The sequence below is a fragment of the Pseudomonas azotoformans genome, assembly GCF_900103345.1.
Classification (GTDB): domain Bacteria; phylum Pseudomonadota; class Gammaproteobacteria; order Pseudomonadales; family Pseudomonadaceae; genus Aquipseudomonas; species Aquipseudomonas azotoformans.
In genome coordinates this window covers 6351050-6367426 of record NZ_LT629702.1, presented here as the reverse complement: position 1 = coordinate 6367426, position 16377 = coordinate 6351050, and the positions used below count along the sequence as shown (strand labels likewise).

General features: G+C 59.8%; 12 protein-coding genes and 1 tRNA gene. 6 read left to right on the top strand and 7 right to left on the bottom strand.

The window, feature by feature from the left end; genetic code table 11:
- Window positions 1-60: 60 nt before the first annotated feature.
- From BLR69_RS28880 to ung, 4 genes are all read right to left on the bottom strand, one after another.
- A complete protein-coding gene (locus tag BLR69_RS28880) occupies window positions 61-2349 on the bottom strand; it encodes an autotransporter outer membrane beta-barrel domain-containing protein (RefSeq protein WP_071496810.1) in 2289 nt (762 codons plus the stop codon).
- 203 nt (window positions 2350-2552) lie between these two features.
- On the bottom strand, window positions 2553-4514 hold the full coding sequence (locus tag BLR69_RS28875; RefSeq protein WP_071496811.1) for a hypothetical protein: 1962 nt from the start codon (window positions 4512-4514) through the stop codon (window positions 2553-2555).
- 210 nt (window positions 4515-4724) lie between these two features.
- Window positions 4725-6776 carry a hypothetical protein gene (locus tag BLR69_RS28870; protein WP_071496812.1) on the bottom strand — a complete coding sequence of 684 codons (2052 nt, stop codon included), beginning with the start codon at window positions 6774-6776 and terminating at the stop codon, window positions 4725-4727.
- 218 nt (window positions 6777-6994) lie between these two features.
- Complete coding sequence (ung, locus tag BLR69_RS28865; protein WP_071496813.1) at window positions 6995-7687, bottom strand: uracil-DNA glycosylase; 693 nt, start codon at window positions 7685-7687, stop codon at window positions 6995-6997.
- 136 nt (window positions 7688-7823) lie between these two features.
- On the opposite strand from ung, the gene BLR69_RS28860 reads away from it, so the two are divergent.
- Complete coding sequence (locus tag BLR69_RS28860; RefSeq protein ID WP_071496814.1) at window positions 7824-8936, top strand: enoyl-CoA hydratase/isomerase family protein; 1113 nt, start codon at window positions 7824-7826, stop codon at window positions 8934-8936.
- A 55-nt stretch (window positions 8937-8991) separates the two neighbouring features.
- Here BLR69_RS28860 and BLR69_RS28855 read toward each other — a convergent pair whose 3' ends face one another.
- Window positions 8992-9357 carry a hypothetical protein gene (locus BLR69_RS28855; protein WP_076955212.1) on the bottom strand — a complete coding sequence of 122 codons (366 nt, stop codon included), beginning with the start codon at window positions 9355-9357 and terminating at the stop codon, window positions 8992-8994.
- A 262-nt stretch (window positions 9358-9619) separates the two neighbouring features.
- Here BLR69_RS28855 and BLR69_RS28850 point away from each other — a divergent pair, with 262 nt between their 5' ends.
- The 5 genes from BLR69_RS28850 to BLR69_RS28825 all read left to right on the top strand — a co-directional run bounded on the left by BLR69_RS28850 (window position 9620) and on the right by BLR69_RS28825 (window position 13700).
- A complete protein-coding gene (locus tag BLR69_RS28850; protein WP_071496815.1) occupies window positions 9620-11242 on the top strand; it encodes a methyl-accepting chemotaxis protein in 1623 nt (540 codons plus the stop codon).
- Between the two features lie 74 nt (window positions 11243-11316).
- Complete coding sequence (locus BLR69_RS28845; protein WP_071496816.1) at window positions 11317-11529, top strand: cysteine-rich CWC family protein; 213 nt, start codon at window positions 11317-11319, stop codon at window positions 11527-11529.
- On the top strand, window positions 11529-12221 hold the full coding sequence (locus BLR69_RS28840; RefSeq protein ID WP_071496817.1) for a 16S rRNA pseudouridine(516) synthase: 693 nt from the start codon (window positions 11529-11531) through the stop codon (window positions 12219-12221). The genes BLR69_RS28845 and BLR69_RS28840 overlap by 1 nt, the downstream gene beginning before the upstream one ends.
- A gap of 305 nt (window positions 12222-12526) precedes the next feature.
- Window positions 12527-13411: an alpha/beta fold hydrolase gene (locus tag BLR69_RS28835; RefSeq protein WP_071496818.1), complete on the top strand. Its 885-nt coding sequence runs from the start codon at window positions 12527-12529 to the stop codon at window positions 13409-13411.
- A 215-nt stretch (window positions 13412-13626) separates the two neighbouring features.
- Window positions 13627-13700, top strand: a tRNA-Gly gene (locus BLR69_RS28825).
- A gap of 279 nt (window positions 13701-13979) precedes the next feature.
- Here BLR69_RS28825 and BLR69_RS28820 read toward each other — a convergent pair.
- Complete coding sequence (locus BLR69_RS28820) at window positions 13980-15167, bottom strand: MFS transporter (protein WP_071496819.1); 1188 nt, start codon at window positions 15165-15167, stop codon at window positions 13980-13982.
- Window positions 15164-16327: an MFS transporter gene (locus BLR69_RS28815; protein ID WP_071496820.1), complete on the bottom strand. Its 1164-nt coding sequence runs from the start codon at window positions 16325-16327 to the stop codon at window positions 15164-15166. The genes BLR69_RS28820 and BLR69_RS28815 overlap by 4 nt, the downstream gene beginning before the upstream one ends.
- Window positions 16328-16377: the final 50 nt, after the last annotated feature.

The following is a 16377-nucleotide window of genomic DNA, read 5'->3' as shown; positions in this document are numbered from 1 at the left end:
TAACCTAGAAACAAAATGCCCCGCGCTTTCCAGCCCGGGGCATTTTTCATTCATGCGCGCTTAAAAGTCATACCGCACCCCCACATTCACCCCCCACGGCTGATCAACACTCTTGCCCATACTGCGCTCTACATCGGCGTGGACCTTCCAGTTCTTCGACACGGCCATGGCCAGTCCGGCTGCCATTTCAACCCGGGTACCCGACAGGTCGTTGTTGAAGCTGTTGCCGTTCACCGACACCTTGTTGCTCTGGTTGAACTCATGGGCAACGGCAGTCCGCAAGTACGGCTGCAATACACTGCCACCGTCCAGTTGGATATCACGCCCAGCGGTCACACCGGCCTTGCCCACCACCGAAGCGGTACGCGCGCCCTTGGCTTGCAGGCCATTATCCAACTCGTAGCTCTGGCGCTGGATGATTGCCGTGGCCAACTGGCCGTAAGGTTCCACGAAGAAGCCGTCGTCCAGCTTGATGTGGCGGCCCACCTCTGCCGAAGCAGTCACTGCGTTTTGCGTGTAGTTGCCTTTGGCTTTCCTGCCGTCGCTCATCGCCACATTGGACTCGTTGTGCAAGCGGTTGAACTTGAGCACACCGTCGAAGTAGAAGCCGCTCTCAGCGTCCAGCCACGTGGCGTAACCACCGGCGTAGTAACTGTTGACGGTGGCTTTGCTGCCACGGTTCAGGTCCAGGTCGGAGGTGCTGTGACCGGCCAGGAAGCCTGCCAGCCATTGGCCGTCGCCGCCGGACAACGGTACGTCGGCACCCAGGGTAAAACCACGCTGTATCTGGTTGTACTGCACACCTTTATCGCGGTTGTTCACTTCAAACTTGTTGCCGTACGTACGGCTCCACAAGCCGCTCGACTTACCATCGCTGTGACGCAACTCACCCATGCGGGTACGCAGGTTGGTCATTTCACCGTAGAGAACGCTCGGCGCCGCGTTGGCCAGGGCCAGTACGGAGTGGGTGCTCGGGCTGATCACCTTGCTGCCCGGGTCCAGCAGCCAGTCCTTGCCTTCGTTGTCGTTGACCAGGCTGTAGGAGTAAGTGCCCACGTCCACACGGTCACCCAGCAGGCTGAACTTGGCACCGCCATCGGCGGTGTGTACCACGTGCAGGCGGTCATCGCTCAACGGGTCGGCACCGCTGCTGGCGATCAGCAGCTTGTGATCACCCGACGACGTCCCGGTGACGTTAAGGAAGTCGCCGGTCAACGTGGCGAAATCCGCCGTCATGATGAAGGTGCCGTTGCCCGACAGGTTTTCCACGTCCAGTTGATAGAACACGCCCGGGTCGCCGAACTTGACGTTGCCGCCGCTCAGGGCCAGGTCGCCCACTTGCTGGTTGTCGACCATCACCCAGGTGGCGTCGCTGTTGATCGCCAGCTTGTCGACGTTTTCCAGGCGGCCAGTGAGGATCGAGCCGTTGCTCAGGCCGACGCTGGCGCTGCCGCCGTTGTTGATCACATCGCCGTTCATGATGGCGTGGTCGAGGCTCAGGTCCAGGGCGCTGCCGGTGCCCACCTGGATGTTGCCGGCCAAGGCACTGTTGTTGACACGCATGTTGGCGTTGCCGCCACCCGTCAGCTCGAGCATGTTGCCGTTGCCGCCGACCAGGGTGGAGCCATTGCGCACGTCGATTTCAGCAGTGAACGGTCGCTCTACGCTGATTGCCGGACCATTGAGCCCAACCACCCGCGAACCGTCCAGGGTCAATTGAGGCGTCGCAGGCACGGTCAGGCTTTCACCCGTCATTACCACGCCACTGGTAGCCCCTGTAATTTCACTGCCGGTCGCAATCGCCGCCCCCCCCTGCAGCACCAGGCCCTGCCGGCTTTGCCCTCTCAACGTAGAGTTATTCAGTTCCAGCAGGCTATGGGAGGTGACGTTGGCTCCCCAGGTCGCACCGATGACTTCGCTGCCATTGACCTGTGCGTAGGAACCAGTCGTCGTGCCCGTCTGGCGAGCCACGTTCAAGCCGCCGCTGAAATGGCTGGTAATCTTTGTGCCGGTGATGACTGCGTTCGAGTTGGCCAGGGTAATCGCCGCCTGGGAGGCGTGTGCCGAGGTCACGGTGGCACCGGTCATGGTCAGATTGGAGCCGGTCGTAGCACGGATTTCCTTGACCGTCGCGCCGTCGTGGACAGTGAGCGTCGCACCGTTCTGGGCAATGTAATCGGTAGCGGCTGTACCGGGATAGACGTCATGTTTGCCGCTACCGACGTTACCGTCTACGACGACCGCGGAGAGTGCTTGCTCGCTCAGTAAGTAGAGCGGGGTAACCGCCATGAGTTTGATGATTGACGATAAACGCGACAAGCGAAAACGATGGGAAGTAATAGAAGTCATGCCATGTAGCCTCAGAAGTAAATACCAGTTCGAATGCGGACCCCGTATCGAATAGGTTTCCGTTTTCTTCGGCGCAGAGACTAAAGACCTGACCTCCCAAGCCCTGTAGGACTTTCCTTAAGGTCACGCGGATAGCGACTAAAGGTCATCACACGAAAAAGCCTCACCCTTTCAATCAGAAAGGATGAGGCTTCAACGTTGCTTCAAAGCGTACCGCTAAGACGTGACGCCCCCGGAACGCAACTACCCGGCACACCACCGCCAGTACCGACGAGGTCCCAGGCCGCCCTGACCTCATCGGAGATGCCCCGATCGCCTGTCGAGGGGCGATAAATTCTCCATCGCACGCCAACATAGCCTCGCCCTGAAGTACCCGTGTGGTCTTCGAACCAGGCTCTCAAATCCATTGGCACAACCAGACCAAGATTGACATTGGAACTGTTGATTTTGAACCACGCACTCTCTATGGGCGTACCGACAGGTACACCGATCGGTGCAGTAGGTGGGACATACGCATACCTGACCGCCTCAATCATCACTTCATCGTCGATCTGGAGCAATCCAGAATCCAGGACCTTGATGGGCACACCTAGCCAAGGACTTCTTGTGCAGTTGATGTAGTAGCTGAAGTTCGTCTGGCCGGTAACGGGCTGGGCGTTATTAAAGGTCGCATCGGCCAGGCCGCTTAGATTGAAGACTTCTACGATGACGTCTTGATGTGGCGAATGTTTGTAATTGACCGCATCACGGATGAGGCAGAAAAGGGGAATAGTACCGTTCCCCGTCTCACCGATATCATCCCAGTCCACGGTAACCGTCACGATAAAGCCTGGGGCTTCGGCCCCTGTCACAGGATAGGTGGCGACAACATTGCCCGCATAGACAAAGTCAATGAAATCAACTGCCTCCAGGCCGGGTGGCAACAAGAAGGTTGCGGTGGCATCAAATCCACGGTCCTTTTCCGAAAGACGGTTGAGTGGCCTTGGCAGCGGCCCTCCGCCAATCAGATCAGGCTTGGCCAGGTTGGGGTCTACCGGGCCTTCGCCCGGGTTGGTGACGCCCGGCTCACGCAGGTCGACGTCTACCTGCGTGTCTGGCCCTGGGTAAGTGCTACCGTCTTGGCGTTCAACAGTGAGTTTAATGTCCGCAGTGTAAAATTCCCCGCCCGCCGCAATGGCCGCAAACGGCGCGGGAATGTCCAGCGGGAAGACGCCCATGCCGAGGGCTTGCCGGTAGATCTCAACTGTTCCCCAGCGAACCACCAAGATATCGGAGGGCAGATGGCCGGTAAGGTTTTCCAGGCGCACCGTCGCACTGTTGCGGGCTTCCTCTTTATCGACCACGGGCTCTTCCAACACCGACACAGTACCGAATTCCGGTGGATCGTTGAGACTGACCCGCACATACGCCGGAAGGGAGAGGACGGTGCTGTTACCAGAACGATCCTCCAGGCTATACCGCACAGGGATTTCGCCTGACCTTGCCAGGATCATCGCGGTGGGAATGGTCCCCTCAATGTCTCCGGTCAGCGGAACGCTATCCGCCACCGGAAGCTCGCTCGTCCCGACATAAACCTTATAAGTATCTCCCCCGCGACGATCGGCAGGATCAGGAATAGTGAATTCAAGACCGTCTTTTCCCTCCAGGTCAGCAGGAGTCAGTTCCGAACCGTAATCTTCCAGTCTGATCAAACCAGGTTGGTTGTTGTAGTTAGGGTCCTGCCCATCCACATAGACCCGGATGATGTTGTAGTTAACGTCATTGGCGCCAAAATTGACTACATGCACCCGGATGTCCTTGATGCCATGAGTCTGCAACGCGGATTTAGGCCCCAGATCCACCATCACAGGGTCTGTCAGAATGTCGGTGTGGTCATAGGTCCTGATCTCGATAGGCCTGTCGTTGACGAATACGGTGAATGTTTCAAAGTCATTGAGAAAGCCACTCCGATCCCACAGCCGGATGGACAGCACCACGCCCTGCAGTTGCATGTCCCTGTCCACAATATTCCTATGTGAGTCCCCAGGAATAGCGGGTAACAACCCGTCGATCAAAGGGGCAGGCTCAAGTGTGGGATCAATGACGGGGTCTTCCCAATCTTCCATGGGAAACTGCGGTTGCGCGGACGTTTTTTTATTGATGATGTTTTGGGGCTTGTTGGACATGGTGCACACTCCTGGTAGGAACAAGTTTTCACCCCGGTCACCCCGGGCCGTCTATCGGGAAGAACGAACTACGACCGACAACTACCTGGTCTTGCGAACCTGCTGATCTCGTGTCCATTAAATGTGAGTTCTCGATCACCCGTAACTGTCAAACTTGACAGGTGCCGAGCGTTTGAATCGCGCACGGGTGTAACGCCCGTGCGCGCGGCTTCATTCATCCGAAAGGCAAGGCGGCCGGCCAGCAGGACGGATCAACGTAATGGCCACCAACCTGCGAGGAGACCACCCCATTCCGCCCCCTGCGGGTTTCATCACCCGGTACCGCGCTATGGCTGAACCATGTCGAGGATTTGTTTGCCCGGTAGGTGGTTTCACCAACCCTGGATGCAGGATGTAGGGGTCGAAGGCAACCCTGAACTCATAACCATCCCGAGCCTCTGCGGGACTCAACGTATGGGAAAATGTGTTAATCGTTTCGGGCATGACGCCACTCGGATGACCGTTGGGGTTTGCGTAACTGGCCCACTCGAGAACCACTTCGTCACCGCCTTCCAGCAAGCTAGCGTCCCCCGGAATGAAGACGCCTACACCGTTAACCCAAGGCCTCAATGGGCAACTGATAAACCCTGCATCAGGCCCCGGTCCATAGGTGACGCCAACGTACTCCAGGTCCTGCAACCCGACGATGGGCACAATGTTGACAATCACCGGGGTGTCCTCGGCACGCTGGCGGTTCACGCCGTTAAAGGTCCAATAGAAGAACGCGAAGATGCCGCCGTTACCAACAATGGGTGCCAAATCAGCCCAGTCGACAAAAAACTCGATCTCCTGCCCGGCGACGTCGGTGAGCTGCACGGTATAGGTGGCCAACGGTACCGGATGGTTACCTGCCATCAGCTCCAAGGTTTCGTTGGCATTAGGCTCGTCGAACAACAAGGTCACGACCCGAACAGGGAGGCCCACGTCATTGAGGGTCAGCAGGTTGTCGCCGTCTCGCCCCTTGACCGTGACTGTCTCCAGCAAGCGGTTGATCGGGTCCGGATTGTCTGGGCTGACTTGGCCGGCAACCGTCAAGTCGACAGGGACAAACCGAGGTTGGGAGGGCCTGGGCGTCGCCAATCCTCGCTCCCATGTATAACCCGCCCGAATCGTCCCCGGTGTCACCTCAAAACCACCTGTAGCGAGGTCCGAATACGGGATTGGCACGCAGATGGGCCAAGCCTGAATAGCCGCAATCTCAATTTCAGGCAGAGGAATAAAGTTCCAGAGAGGACGCAGAATGTCCCCCGGCGCAGAGCCGAATATTTCAAGAATATTCATGAACACACCACCGGGCTCGCGGGCATCGCTTAGTGTGATACGTCCGTCGTTCAACTGAGGCAGATCGACCGGGCGCAGCTCAATAGGTGTTACTGCCAAATTGATATACAACACACTGGTAAATGACGGACCCGATTCGCGACCTGCCCGGTCTCGCAGCCAGTAGTGTGCGTTGTACTCTCGATTGGACGCCAGACCACGCAGGACGTCCCCGGGGAAAATCACCTCAACGGGCGCTCCATCTTTGTGTGCTTGGGTGATGGTGGTTGTGGCAACAATATCCTGTTGCCGTGGATGCCTGCGCAAGGGCCGACGCAAAGGCAAAGGAGCCAGGTAGGCTTCAACAACATCGCCTAATCGCATGTCCAGCCAGGCAGGCGTAGTAGTGGAAACGACGGTGCCCACCACCTGGTCGTTATTGGCGGGGTCATTCAGGTAATCATCAGTGACGCCGTCTTGTTCAATTTCAGGTGGAAATCGCATGCGTGGGCCGCGCTGCCCCTGATTGGGCCCGACCTTGTCGCTGTCCAGCAGGGTTACAAAAGACGGCTCGCCGGGGTTCCCACTGCTTTCCCTAAGCAACACTTCATAGTGCAAGTTATGCAAGCCAGCGGCATCCATCAGATGGGGCGGTACCACCGCGTCAACGAGAGGCAAGTCGGTGGCATCGTAAGGTGCCTCCACCCGCTTGGTGTCAAACGGTACGCCATCCCAGTACCAGACAACGGCAGTTACGTCGCCAGGGAACAGAGCGCCAGCCCCGCCCCACAGGGTGGGTACCTGGACTGGCAAACCCGTACTTTGAAAGGTCACCGGGATCTTGAAACCAACATCGTCAGCCCACAGGGGCAACGCATCCGGCGCCACCGGGGCATCTGCTTCAAGAACCCCAGGAGCCCTGGCTCGAGCGAGCATTGGAGTCGTTACAGTGGGTCTAGTCATATCTAATCTCCTTGGTAATCAGCAGTAAGCCGCCGTCGACCAAGAGCTGGTATGCACCAGCCCCCACGGCCGAGAAGAGTAGTTAATGCGCTTGAACTGACCATGAATACTGTCAGAACTAACAGGTACCCCTGCGTTCTGAAGCGTGCAAAAAAGTGAAGCCCATGTCGAAACAACGAGTAGACGCGGTACAGGCGGCATTGCACCGCCCTTTTCAATCAGACCGGCGGTAATCGCCACTCGATCGGCGTCTCGCCATTCTGCTCAAGAAACTTGTTGGTCCGGCTGAAATGCCCGCACCCCAAAAACCCGCGATACGCCGACAACGGCGACGGGTGCACCGACGTCAGCACCAAGTGCTTGGTGGCGTCGATCAGCTTCTGCTTGCCCTGGGCATGGGCACCCCACAGCAGGAACACCAGGTGCGGCTGATGCTCGCTGACCACTTCGATGATCCGATCAGTAAAGAACTGCCAGCCCTTGCCCGCATGGGCGTTGGCATTGGCGCGTTCGACGGTCATGGTGGTGTTCAACATCAGTACGCCCTGGTCGGCCCAGCTTTGCAGGCAGCCGTGGTTGGGGATGTCGATGTTGAGGTCGCGCTTGAGCTCTTTATAGATATTGAGCAGCGACGGCGGTGTCGGTATGCCCGGTTGCACCGAGAAGCACAGGCCGTGGGCCTGGCCGGGGCCGTGGTACGGGTCCTGGCCGAGGATCACCACCTTGACCTTGTCCAGCGGTGTGGAGTTGAGCGCGTTGAAAATCAGTGGGCCGGGCGGGTAGATCTCTTTACCGGCGGCGTGTTCCTGGCGCAGGAAGGCGCGCAACTGGGCCATGTACGGCAGCTCGAACTGATCCCGCAGGGCGTGTTTCCAGCTGGGTTCGAGTTTGATACGGTCGTCTTCGGTCATGGTTGAAGGGTCTTGTCAAAAAGAATGAGGCGAACCCTAGGAAAGCCGACCCCGCTTGTCAATTGATCTGACACACCACCCGCACTTTCCTGCGAAGCGATCATACTCATCCTTCACCTTCTCGATTGAGGTCACGATGAACCTGCACTTCGAAGAGCTGACCGGCAGCGACGGCGCCCGCATCGGCATCGCCAGCCTCGACGCTGAAAAGTCCCTCAATGCCCTTTCCCTGCCGATGATCCTCGCGTTGAGCGAACGCCTGGATACCTGGGCCAAAGATCCGAACATCGTCTGTGTGCTGCTGCGCGGCAACGGCCCCAAGGCGTTTTGCGCCGGTGGCGAAGTGCGCAGCCTGGCGCAGGCTTGCCGCGAACAGCCAGGCGTTGTGCCGGCGCTGGCGGCGCAGTTTTTTGCGGCGGAGTATCGCCTGGATTATCGCCTGCACACCTACCCGAAACCGGTGATCTGCTGGGGCCACGGCTACGTGCTGGGCGGCGGCATGGGCCTGTTGCAAAGTGCGGCGATCCGCATCGTCACGCCGAGCAGCCGGTTGGCCATGCCGGAGATCAGCATCGGCCTGTACCCGGACGTCGGCGCCAGTTGGTTCCTGTCGCGCCTGCCGGGCAAGCTCGGGTTGTTCCTCGGCCTGACCGGTGCGCATATTAACGGGCGTGACGCGTTGGACCTGGGCCTGGCCGACCGCTTCCTGCGTGACAACCAGCAGGACGAACTGCTCGATGGCCTGCTGCAACTGAACTGGCAGGAACAGACCCCGATGCAGCTCAACAGCCTGCTCAAGGCGTTGGCCCAGGAAGCCGTCGGTCAGCAACCCGAAGCGCAATGGCTGCGGCGCCGGGCACAGATCGACGATTGGCTGGATGTAGGCGACGTGCGGTGTGCCTGGCGCGCCTTGAGCCTGCTGAGTGAGCATGCCGATCCACTGTTCAGCCGTGCCGGCAAGGCGTTGAGCGAAGGCTGCCCACTGACCGCGCACCTGGTGTGGGAACAGATCCAGCGCGCACGGCACCTGTCGCTGGCCCAGGTGTTCCAGATGGAATACACCCTGAGCCTCAATTGCTGCCGTCATCCTGAATTCAGCGAAGGGGTGCGTGCGCGGTTGATCGACAAAGACCAGACGCCCCATTGGCATTGGCCGGATATCAACACCATCCCTGAGGCGGTGGTGCAGGCTCACTTCGAGAAGGCCTGGGAAGGTCGCCACCCGCTGGCAGACCTGTCCGAGTACTGACGGCTGCGCCCATAAAAAAAGCGGCGCTTCATGCGCCGCTTGCCGTACAGGCCCGTCAACGGTGACCGCCGCGGCCACCTCCATGGTCGGAACCGCGACCGTGCCCACCCCCATTACCCCAATGCCCTCCGCCCCAGCCCTGGTTCGGGTACGCCCGGTAACCGGCACGCGGCCCGTAGTAGCGTGGCGCTGGCTGGTAATAACGCGGGGCCGAGTAGTAACGCGATGGTGGTGCGTAGTAGCGCGGCGCGGGGTAGTAGTCACGGCGGTATTGATACGCCGAGCCACCCCCGTAGTAATACACCGGCGCCGGTGAGGTGTAGACCTCGGATCGATAGTAGCTCTGGCCTCCATCGTAGTAGGGCACACAAGCAGAAAGGGTCAGACCGAGTAAAGCGCTGAGCAGCAGTCGTCGATACATGGCGGCCTCCTGGACCGCGGAAGAGCACCTCCAGCGACGCTGGAGGGCGGCATTCAACTTTCATTGAATGACGAAATATCTGACATCAAAAACCGAATCTGGTGCGTTTTCGCAATAGCTTGAAACATCTACGCAAGCTTTATCGATTCAGTAAATTTATCTGGCTCGCAACTTTGTCAATTGCGATGATGTCACTATGATATCGCCGAGAGCCAGGGAGGCTCTAGCGTGCCACCTTCGCTACCCTGCCCGGACCTGACTCATGAAAATCTCAACCAAACTGCTGCTCTCATTCCTTCTGTGCGCGCTGGTCACCCTGGGGGTGGGCCTGCTGGGCATCAAAGGCGTGGTTCGCCTCTCCACGGCGTTGGAGTCGACGTTCTCCAACAACCTGGTCTCGGTAAGCACCACAGCCGCCACCCTCAACGGGCTGGTGGCCCATAACCGCGGCCTGTACCGCTTGCTGGACGCCAGCAACGGTGACGTTTCCGCCCAGGATCGCGAACGTGTGCGCCAGGATATCGCCCAGGAACTCAAACGCAGCCAGACCGCGTACGCCACCTACCGTGCAACCCCGCTGGAAGACGACGAACGGGCAGCCGGCGACAAACTCGACCAACTCTGGCCCACTTACATCAGCAGCTCGGACCGCATCATGGCGCTGCTCGATGGTGGCCAGCTCGATCAGGCCCGCACCCAGCTCAATACCACCAACAATGAGCTCTTCCGCCAGGCGCGCGAGCTGATCCGCGTGATGGTCGAATCCAATAACCGCCAGATCAAGGAAGGCGCCGCCGCCGCCGATGAGCTGCGCAGCAGCGCGTTGACCTGGATGATCAGCGGCATTGTGCTGGCCTTCATCATCGCCTTGACCATTGGCGTGTTGATCACCCGCCTGATCACCCGCCCCATCGCCCAGGCCGTGGCCAGCGCACAACGTATCGCCCAGGGTAACCTGACCCAAGCCATCATCACCGAACGCACCGACGAAGCCGGGCAACTGCTGATGGCGCTCTCGGATATGCAAGGCGGCTTGAAAAGCACTTTAGTGGAAATCGCCAATGCATCCGACCAGCTTGCATCGGCCGCCGAGGAACTGAGTGCGGTCACCGATGAAAGCAGCCGTGGCCTGACCCGCCAGAACGATGAAATCCAACAAGCGGCCACCGCCGTCAACCAGATGACCGCCGCCGTGGACGAAGTCGCCAGCAACGCCGTCTCGACCTCTGAAGCCTCGCGCCAGGCCACCACCGAAGCCGAAGAGGGCCGCCAGCAAGTGGAACAGGCGGTGTCCGGCATGAGCTCGATGGTGGTTGAGATCAACGACTCCACGCAGTCGGTGGCAGACCTTGCCGGGCAGGTGCGGGAGATCGGCAAGGTGATCGATGTGATCCGTGGCATCGCCGACCAGACCAACCTGCTGGCACTCAATGCGGCCATTGAAGCGGCCCGTGCGGGTGAGCAAGGTCGCGGTTTTGCGGTGGTCGCCGATGAAGTCCGCGCACTGGCCCATCGCACCCAGACGTCCACGGTCGATATCGAAAAGATGATTGGTGAAGTGCAGACCGGCGCCGACGATGCAGTCGCGGCGATGAACAAGAGCCTGACCTGGGCCAACAACACCCAGACCCTGGCGCAGAACGCCGGCGAAGCGCTGCAACGGATCACCACCAGCGTGGCGAAGATCAATGAACGTAACCTGGTGATCGCCTCGGCCTCCGAGGAGCAGGCCCAGGTGGCCCGTGAGGTGGACCGCAACCTGCTGAACATCCAGGACCTGTCCACCCAGACGGCGGCCGGCGCCCATCAGACCAACGCCTCCAGCCAGGACCTGTCGCGCCTGGCCACTTCGTTCAACGTGCTGGTCAGCAAGTTCCAGCTCTAAGTAGCCTGGGCGGGGACGGCCCTGTATCGTACAGGGCCTACCGGGATTATCCGCAACCTTGCCCGAACCTGCCCATGACCACACCCACCCTTTGTCCCGCCTGCGGTGCGCGCAACGACTGCAGCCTGGCTGACCCACGTACGGTCGACCAGGCCTGCTGGTGCTACAGCGTCACCATCGATCCGGCCGTGCTCCGGGCGCTGCCCGATGAACTGCGTAACCAGGCCTGCCTGTGCCCGCGTTGTGCCCAGGTCGATAAGCAGTTGCGTAGGGTTGAGCCGACATAATGCGGGTGGATCGTTTCCTCAGTAACCTGCCGCGTTTCAACCGCAAGCAAGTGCGCCTGCTGTTGGTTGAGCGGCGTGTGGTGGTGGACGGCGTGGCCGTCAGCGATCCCCATCATGAGGTGCGGGAATTCAGCCGAGTGAGCGTTGACGACGAGGTGCTACAGGCAGGCATACCGGCGCGTTACTTCATGCTGCACAAGCCCCGGGGGTGCGTGAGTGCCACGTCTGATCCGCAACATCCAACCGTTCTGGATTTACTCGATGAACCGGACAAAGGCGAATTGCACATTGCCGGCCGTCTGGATTTCAACACCACCGGCCTGATGCTGATCACCAACGATGGCCAATGGTCCAGACGCCTGACGCAACCACAGACCAAGTTGCCCAAGGTGTACCTCGTCGAGACTGAACAGGCTATCGGCCCTGAATACGCAACCACCTTTGCCGAAGGTATTTACTTCGCCTTCGAAGACTTGACCACCCAACCCGCCGAGTTGGAATTGCTCGGGCCGAGAAGCGCACGCCTGAGCATCATCGAAGGGCGTTATCATCAGGTGAAGCGCATGTTCGGGCACTTTGATAACAAGGTCATCGGCCTGCACCGCGAGCGCATGGGTCCCCTGATGCTGGATGCGGCCCTTGCACCGGGCCAGTATCGGGCGCTGACTGACGACGAAATCCGACAGGTCTGACGACCGTTCGGCCGGTGATGGCAAAAAACCGCCAGGTCACCTTGCGAGGTGCCGCCTCGACTGCTTGAATCAGGATCACCAGTTCAACTATGACTGGCGAGTCGCCTATAACCTCCAAGAAACACCTTGCCCCGCCCGCGCTTGATCTACGGGCCTTCCAGGCAAACAGCCCGCCACAACAACAGCCGTCGGCCAGCCGTCATCGGATCGACATGGGCCCTCCTTTTCCAGGCGTATGCCTACCTGTCACAAAGCTCGTGCAGAGTGATCTGCGCGCCCTACCCGCTTGCCAGGAGTCTTACGACATGAGGCCAGAAATCGCTGTGTTGGATATACAGGGTCAGTATCGGGTTTACACGGAGTTCTATCGCGCGGACGTTGCTGCAAAGACCATCATCCTGGTCAACGGCTCCATGGCCACCACGGCATCCTTCGCCCAAACCGTGAAAAGCCTGTACCCGCAGTTCAATGTGGTTTTGTACGATCAGCCCTACGCTGGCCGCTCCAAAATCCATAACCGCCATGAGCAGATGCTGACGAAGGAAGTCGAAGGCCAGATCCTGCTGGAACTCATCGACCACTTCGCCGCTGAACATGTGCTGTCGTTTTCCTGGGGCGGTGCCGCCACCCTGGTCGCCCTCGCCCACCGGCCACGTCGCGTGGAAAAAGCCGTGATCAGTTCGTTCTCGCCAGTGATCAATGCGCCCATGCGCGACTACCTGGAGCGCGGCGTCGACTACCTCGGCAACCTCGACCGCGACCGCGTCGGCCACCTGGTCAACAGCACCATCGGCAAACACCTGCCGTCGCTGTTCAAGCGCTTCAACTACAAGCACGTGAGCAGCCTGGCAGAACACGAGTATGGGCAGATGCACTTTCACATCAGCCATGTGCTCAACAGTGACCGCCTGTGCTACCTCAAGGCGGCCAAGCAGATCGACATTCCGGTGTTGTTTTTGAATGGCGAATGGGACGAGTACACCAGCGCCCAGGATGCCAAGCTGTTTGGCCAGCATGTGGCGAAGAGCAGCTTCAGCACGATCCAGGCCACGGGGCATTTCCTGGACATGGAGCACAAGGCAGCCTGCCGGGACAGCCGAGACGCGGTGGTGGGCTTCCTGAAACCAGAGCGCCAGGTCAGCCGATTGCGCTATCAAACCGGCCAGGCACACCATGCCTTTGCACTCTGAAACACGACCCCTTGTAGGAGCGGGCTTGCCCGCGAAGAACGTCAACGATAACGCTCGTCTCCTGAGAGAACGCGGCGCTCTTGAGTCTTTCGCGAGCAAGCTCGCTCCTACAGAGGGTTCACTTGTCGATGTACGAGACATCTGTAACCCACACATTTTTTTGAAGAAAAACTTCAAATCCCGGCGAACTTCTGGTACAAAGTCAGCCGCTCTGAGCGGGTATAGTTTAATGGTAGAACAGTAGCTTCCCAAGCTTCCGACGAGGGTTCGATTCCCTCTACCCGCTCCACTCAGATTCTCGTTCCGCGTCAGGTTGCTTTTGACGAGGGATGCAAAAAAACCGGTCCTTGGTGGCCGGTTTTTTTATGCGTTGAATTTGATGATGCGGGAGGGTGGCAACTGCACGCAGGCGAGTGAACCGGGTAGCTTTCGGGATACCGGCACACTCCAGGATGCTTTGCGTGCAGTTGCCATCAAGTGCCGATGTAGCGGCTGAGAAACCATAAATAGCCTCCCCATGGTGCACAACCCATCGCGTTCCGACGAGCGTGTAGGCAACTTCGCAAGATCAGACTTCAGCGGTCACCGCATCGCTTGAGTGAATCCCCCGCTGCACCCCCCACGCCAACGGCAACGTCATCCCCAACACCCCGGCCAGCAGCATCACCGCCACCGTCACCCCCAGCGCATCCCCCACCCCGCCGAACACCACGGGCGCCAGCGCCCCGCCACCAATCGTGCCGGTGTAGAACACGGCGAACGCCTGTTCGCGTTTCTCGGCTGGCGCCAGATCGGGCACCGCGCCGTACAGCACTGAAGACGTGCCATTGAGCACCAGCCCCAGCATCGGCAGCATCACCAGCAACCCGCTCAGCGGCAGGTACACCGCCGCCACGCTCAGCAGCGCCGTGCTGCCCTCCGTCAACCACACCGTCTTCAGCATGCCGATGCGTGCGCCCAGGTAGCCGCAGAATAATTTGCCGAACGCCCCGCCGATAAACAGCAGGGTCAGGGCCAGGCCAATACCGGCGGTGCCCGCCCCCTTGCCTTGCAGCAGAAACGGCAGGAAGGTGAGAAAGCCCATGCGCACAGCACTGTCGAGGGTGCCGGTGAGGATCAGTGCACGCAGGCCGGTGACGGAGCCTGTTCCAGTGAAGGATTTGGCTTTATTGGTCGAGGACGATTCGGATGTTTGCGCAGGAATAAGCCACCACAGCAACCCCGCCGCCGCCAACCCCAGCAACCCCAGCAACGTGGCACTGGCGCGCCAACTGATCACCGTGAGCAACAGGCCCACCAGGCCGGGGATCACGGTTTTGCCGATGTCGCCGCAGAAGTTGTACTGGGACAACGCCTGTTTGATTCCGCCACCCTCTTCATAGGCATCGCTGATCATCGAAGACGCCAGCGGGTGTTGACTACTGGCCCCCAGACCGCCGAGCAGCAGCGCCAGCAACAGCATCACCAGCCCGGTGGCCTGGCCCACCAACAGGTAAGCCGCGCCGGCGAGCGCGGTTCCGCCGACCAGCATCGGCACTCGGCCCCAGCGTTTCGCGGCGCGGCTGGCCATGAGCTGGAACACCGCCATCATCCCGGAATAGGCACCGCGCAACAGCCCGACCTGGGCGTAGGACAAGGCGAACTGTGTTTGCCAGATCGGCAGCAGCACGTAGATGACATCGGTCAGGCCATCATGCACGGCGTGGGCGCTGCAGCCGGCGATCAGCGTGCGACGGCGGTTTGCGATGGTGTTCATGGCGTCGGGATCAGTTGAGGTTTGGCGGGCTTCCAGCCGGTCAGGGCGATCAGCAAGGTCAACACCTGGAAGGTAATAATCAGCGCCACACACCCGGCCCAACCCCAGCGTTCCCAGATCAATGCCGGGACAATGGCGCCGCAACTGCCGCCCAGGTAGTAACACGTGAGATAAACGCCCACAGCACCCGTTTTGTTGTCGCGGGCCGTAGCGGTGGTGAACGCGTTGGCCGCCGACTGCGCGAGGAATACGCCGGTAGAACTAAGGGCCAGGCCCACCACGATGCACCACAAGGAAGGCACCAGCGTCAGCACCGAGCCGCTGATACCCAGCAGTGCAGCCACACTCAGCAGTTCGGCATGAGGCCGGGACTTGCTGAGGCGCCCGGCGATGGGGATCACGATCAGCGCCAGCAAAAACACCATATACAGCGTTCCCAACGCCGCGGGCCCCAGGTTGAACGGCGGTAATCCGAGGTACAACCCTGCGTAGGTAAACGCGGCAACCTGGGAGAACAGCACGCAAAATCCTACGGCGTAGGCAGCCAGCAAGGGCTTGCCAAAAACCGCCGAGAACGAGGGTTGAACCTGCTCTGATCGCACCCGACTCATCGGCAACAGAAACTGGATAAACCCACCCACCATCAGGCTCAGCACCGCCAGCCATTCAAAGGCTTCGCGCCAGCCGACATATTCAGTCACGACGCCGGTGACGAAACGCCCGGCAAACCCACCCAGCACGGTCCCTGCCACATACAGGCTGGTGACTTCCGTCACCGTGCCGCCACGCCAGCGGTCGCCGATATACGCCACGCTGGTGGCGAACACCACCGGGATCAACATTCCCGCCACACACCGCCACACCAACACTTCGGCAAAGCTGTCGGCCCAGGCAGTCATCAGCGCCGGCAGCGCCAGCAACAAGGCCGCCGCGCTGATCACCGTACGTGGCTCGAAGCGCCCGGTCAGGCGGCTGACAAACGGCGCAGTGATCGCCACCGCCAACGTCGTCACGGTGATGCTCCACCCCGCCGCCTTGGCACTGATGTGAAACTGCGCGGCAAAGGTCTGGAGAATGCTCTGGGTGGCATACAGGTTGAGGAACGCCGCGCAGCCACACAGGAACAGGGCAAGACGGGCACAATGCAGGCGCGGTTTCATGAAACCTCTCGTTTTATTTTGTGAGGTCTTTATAGAATGGCCGGCAGGTC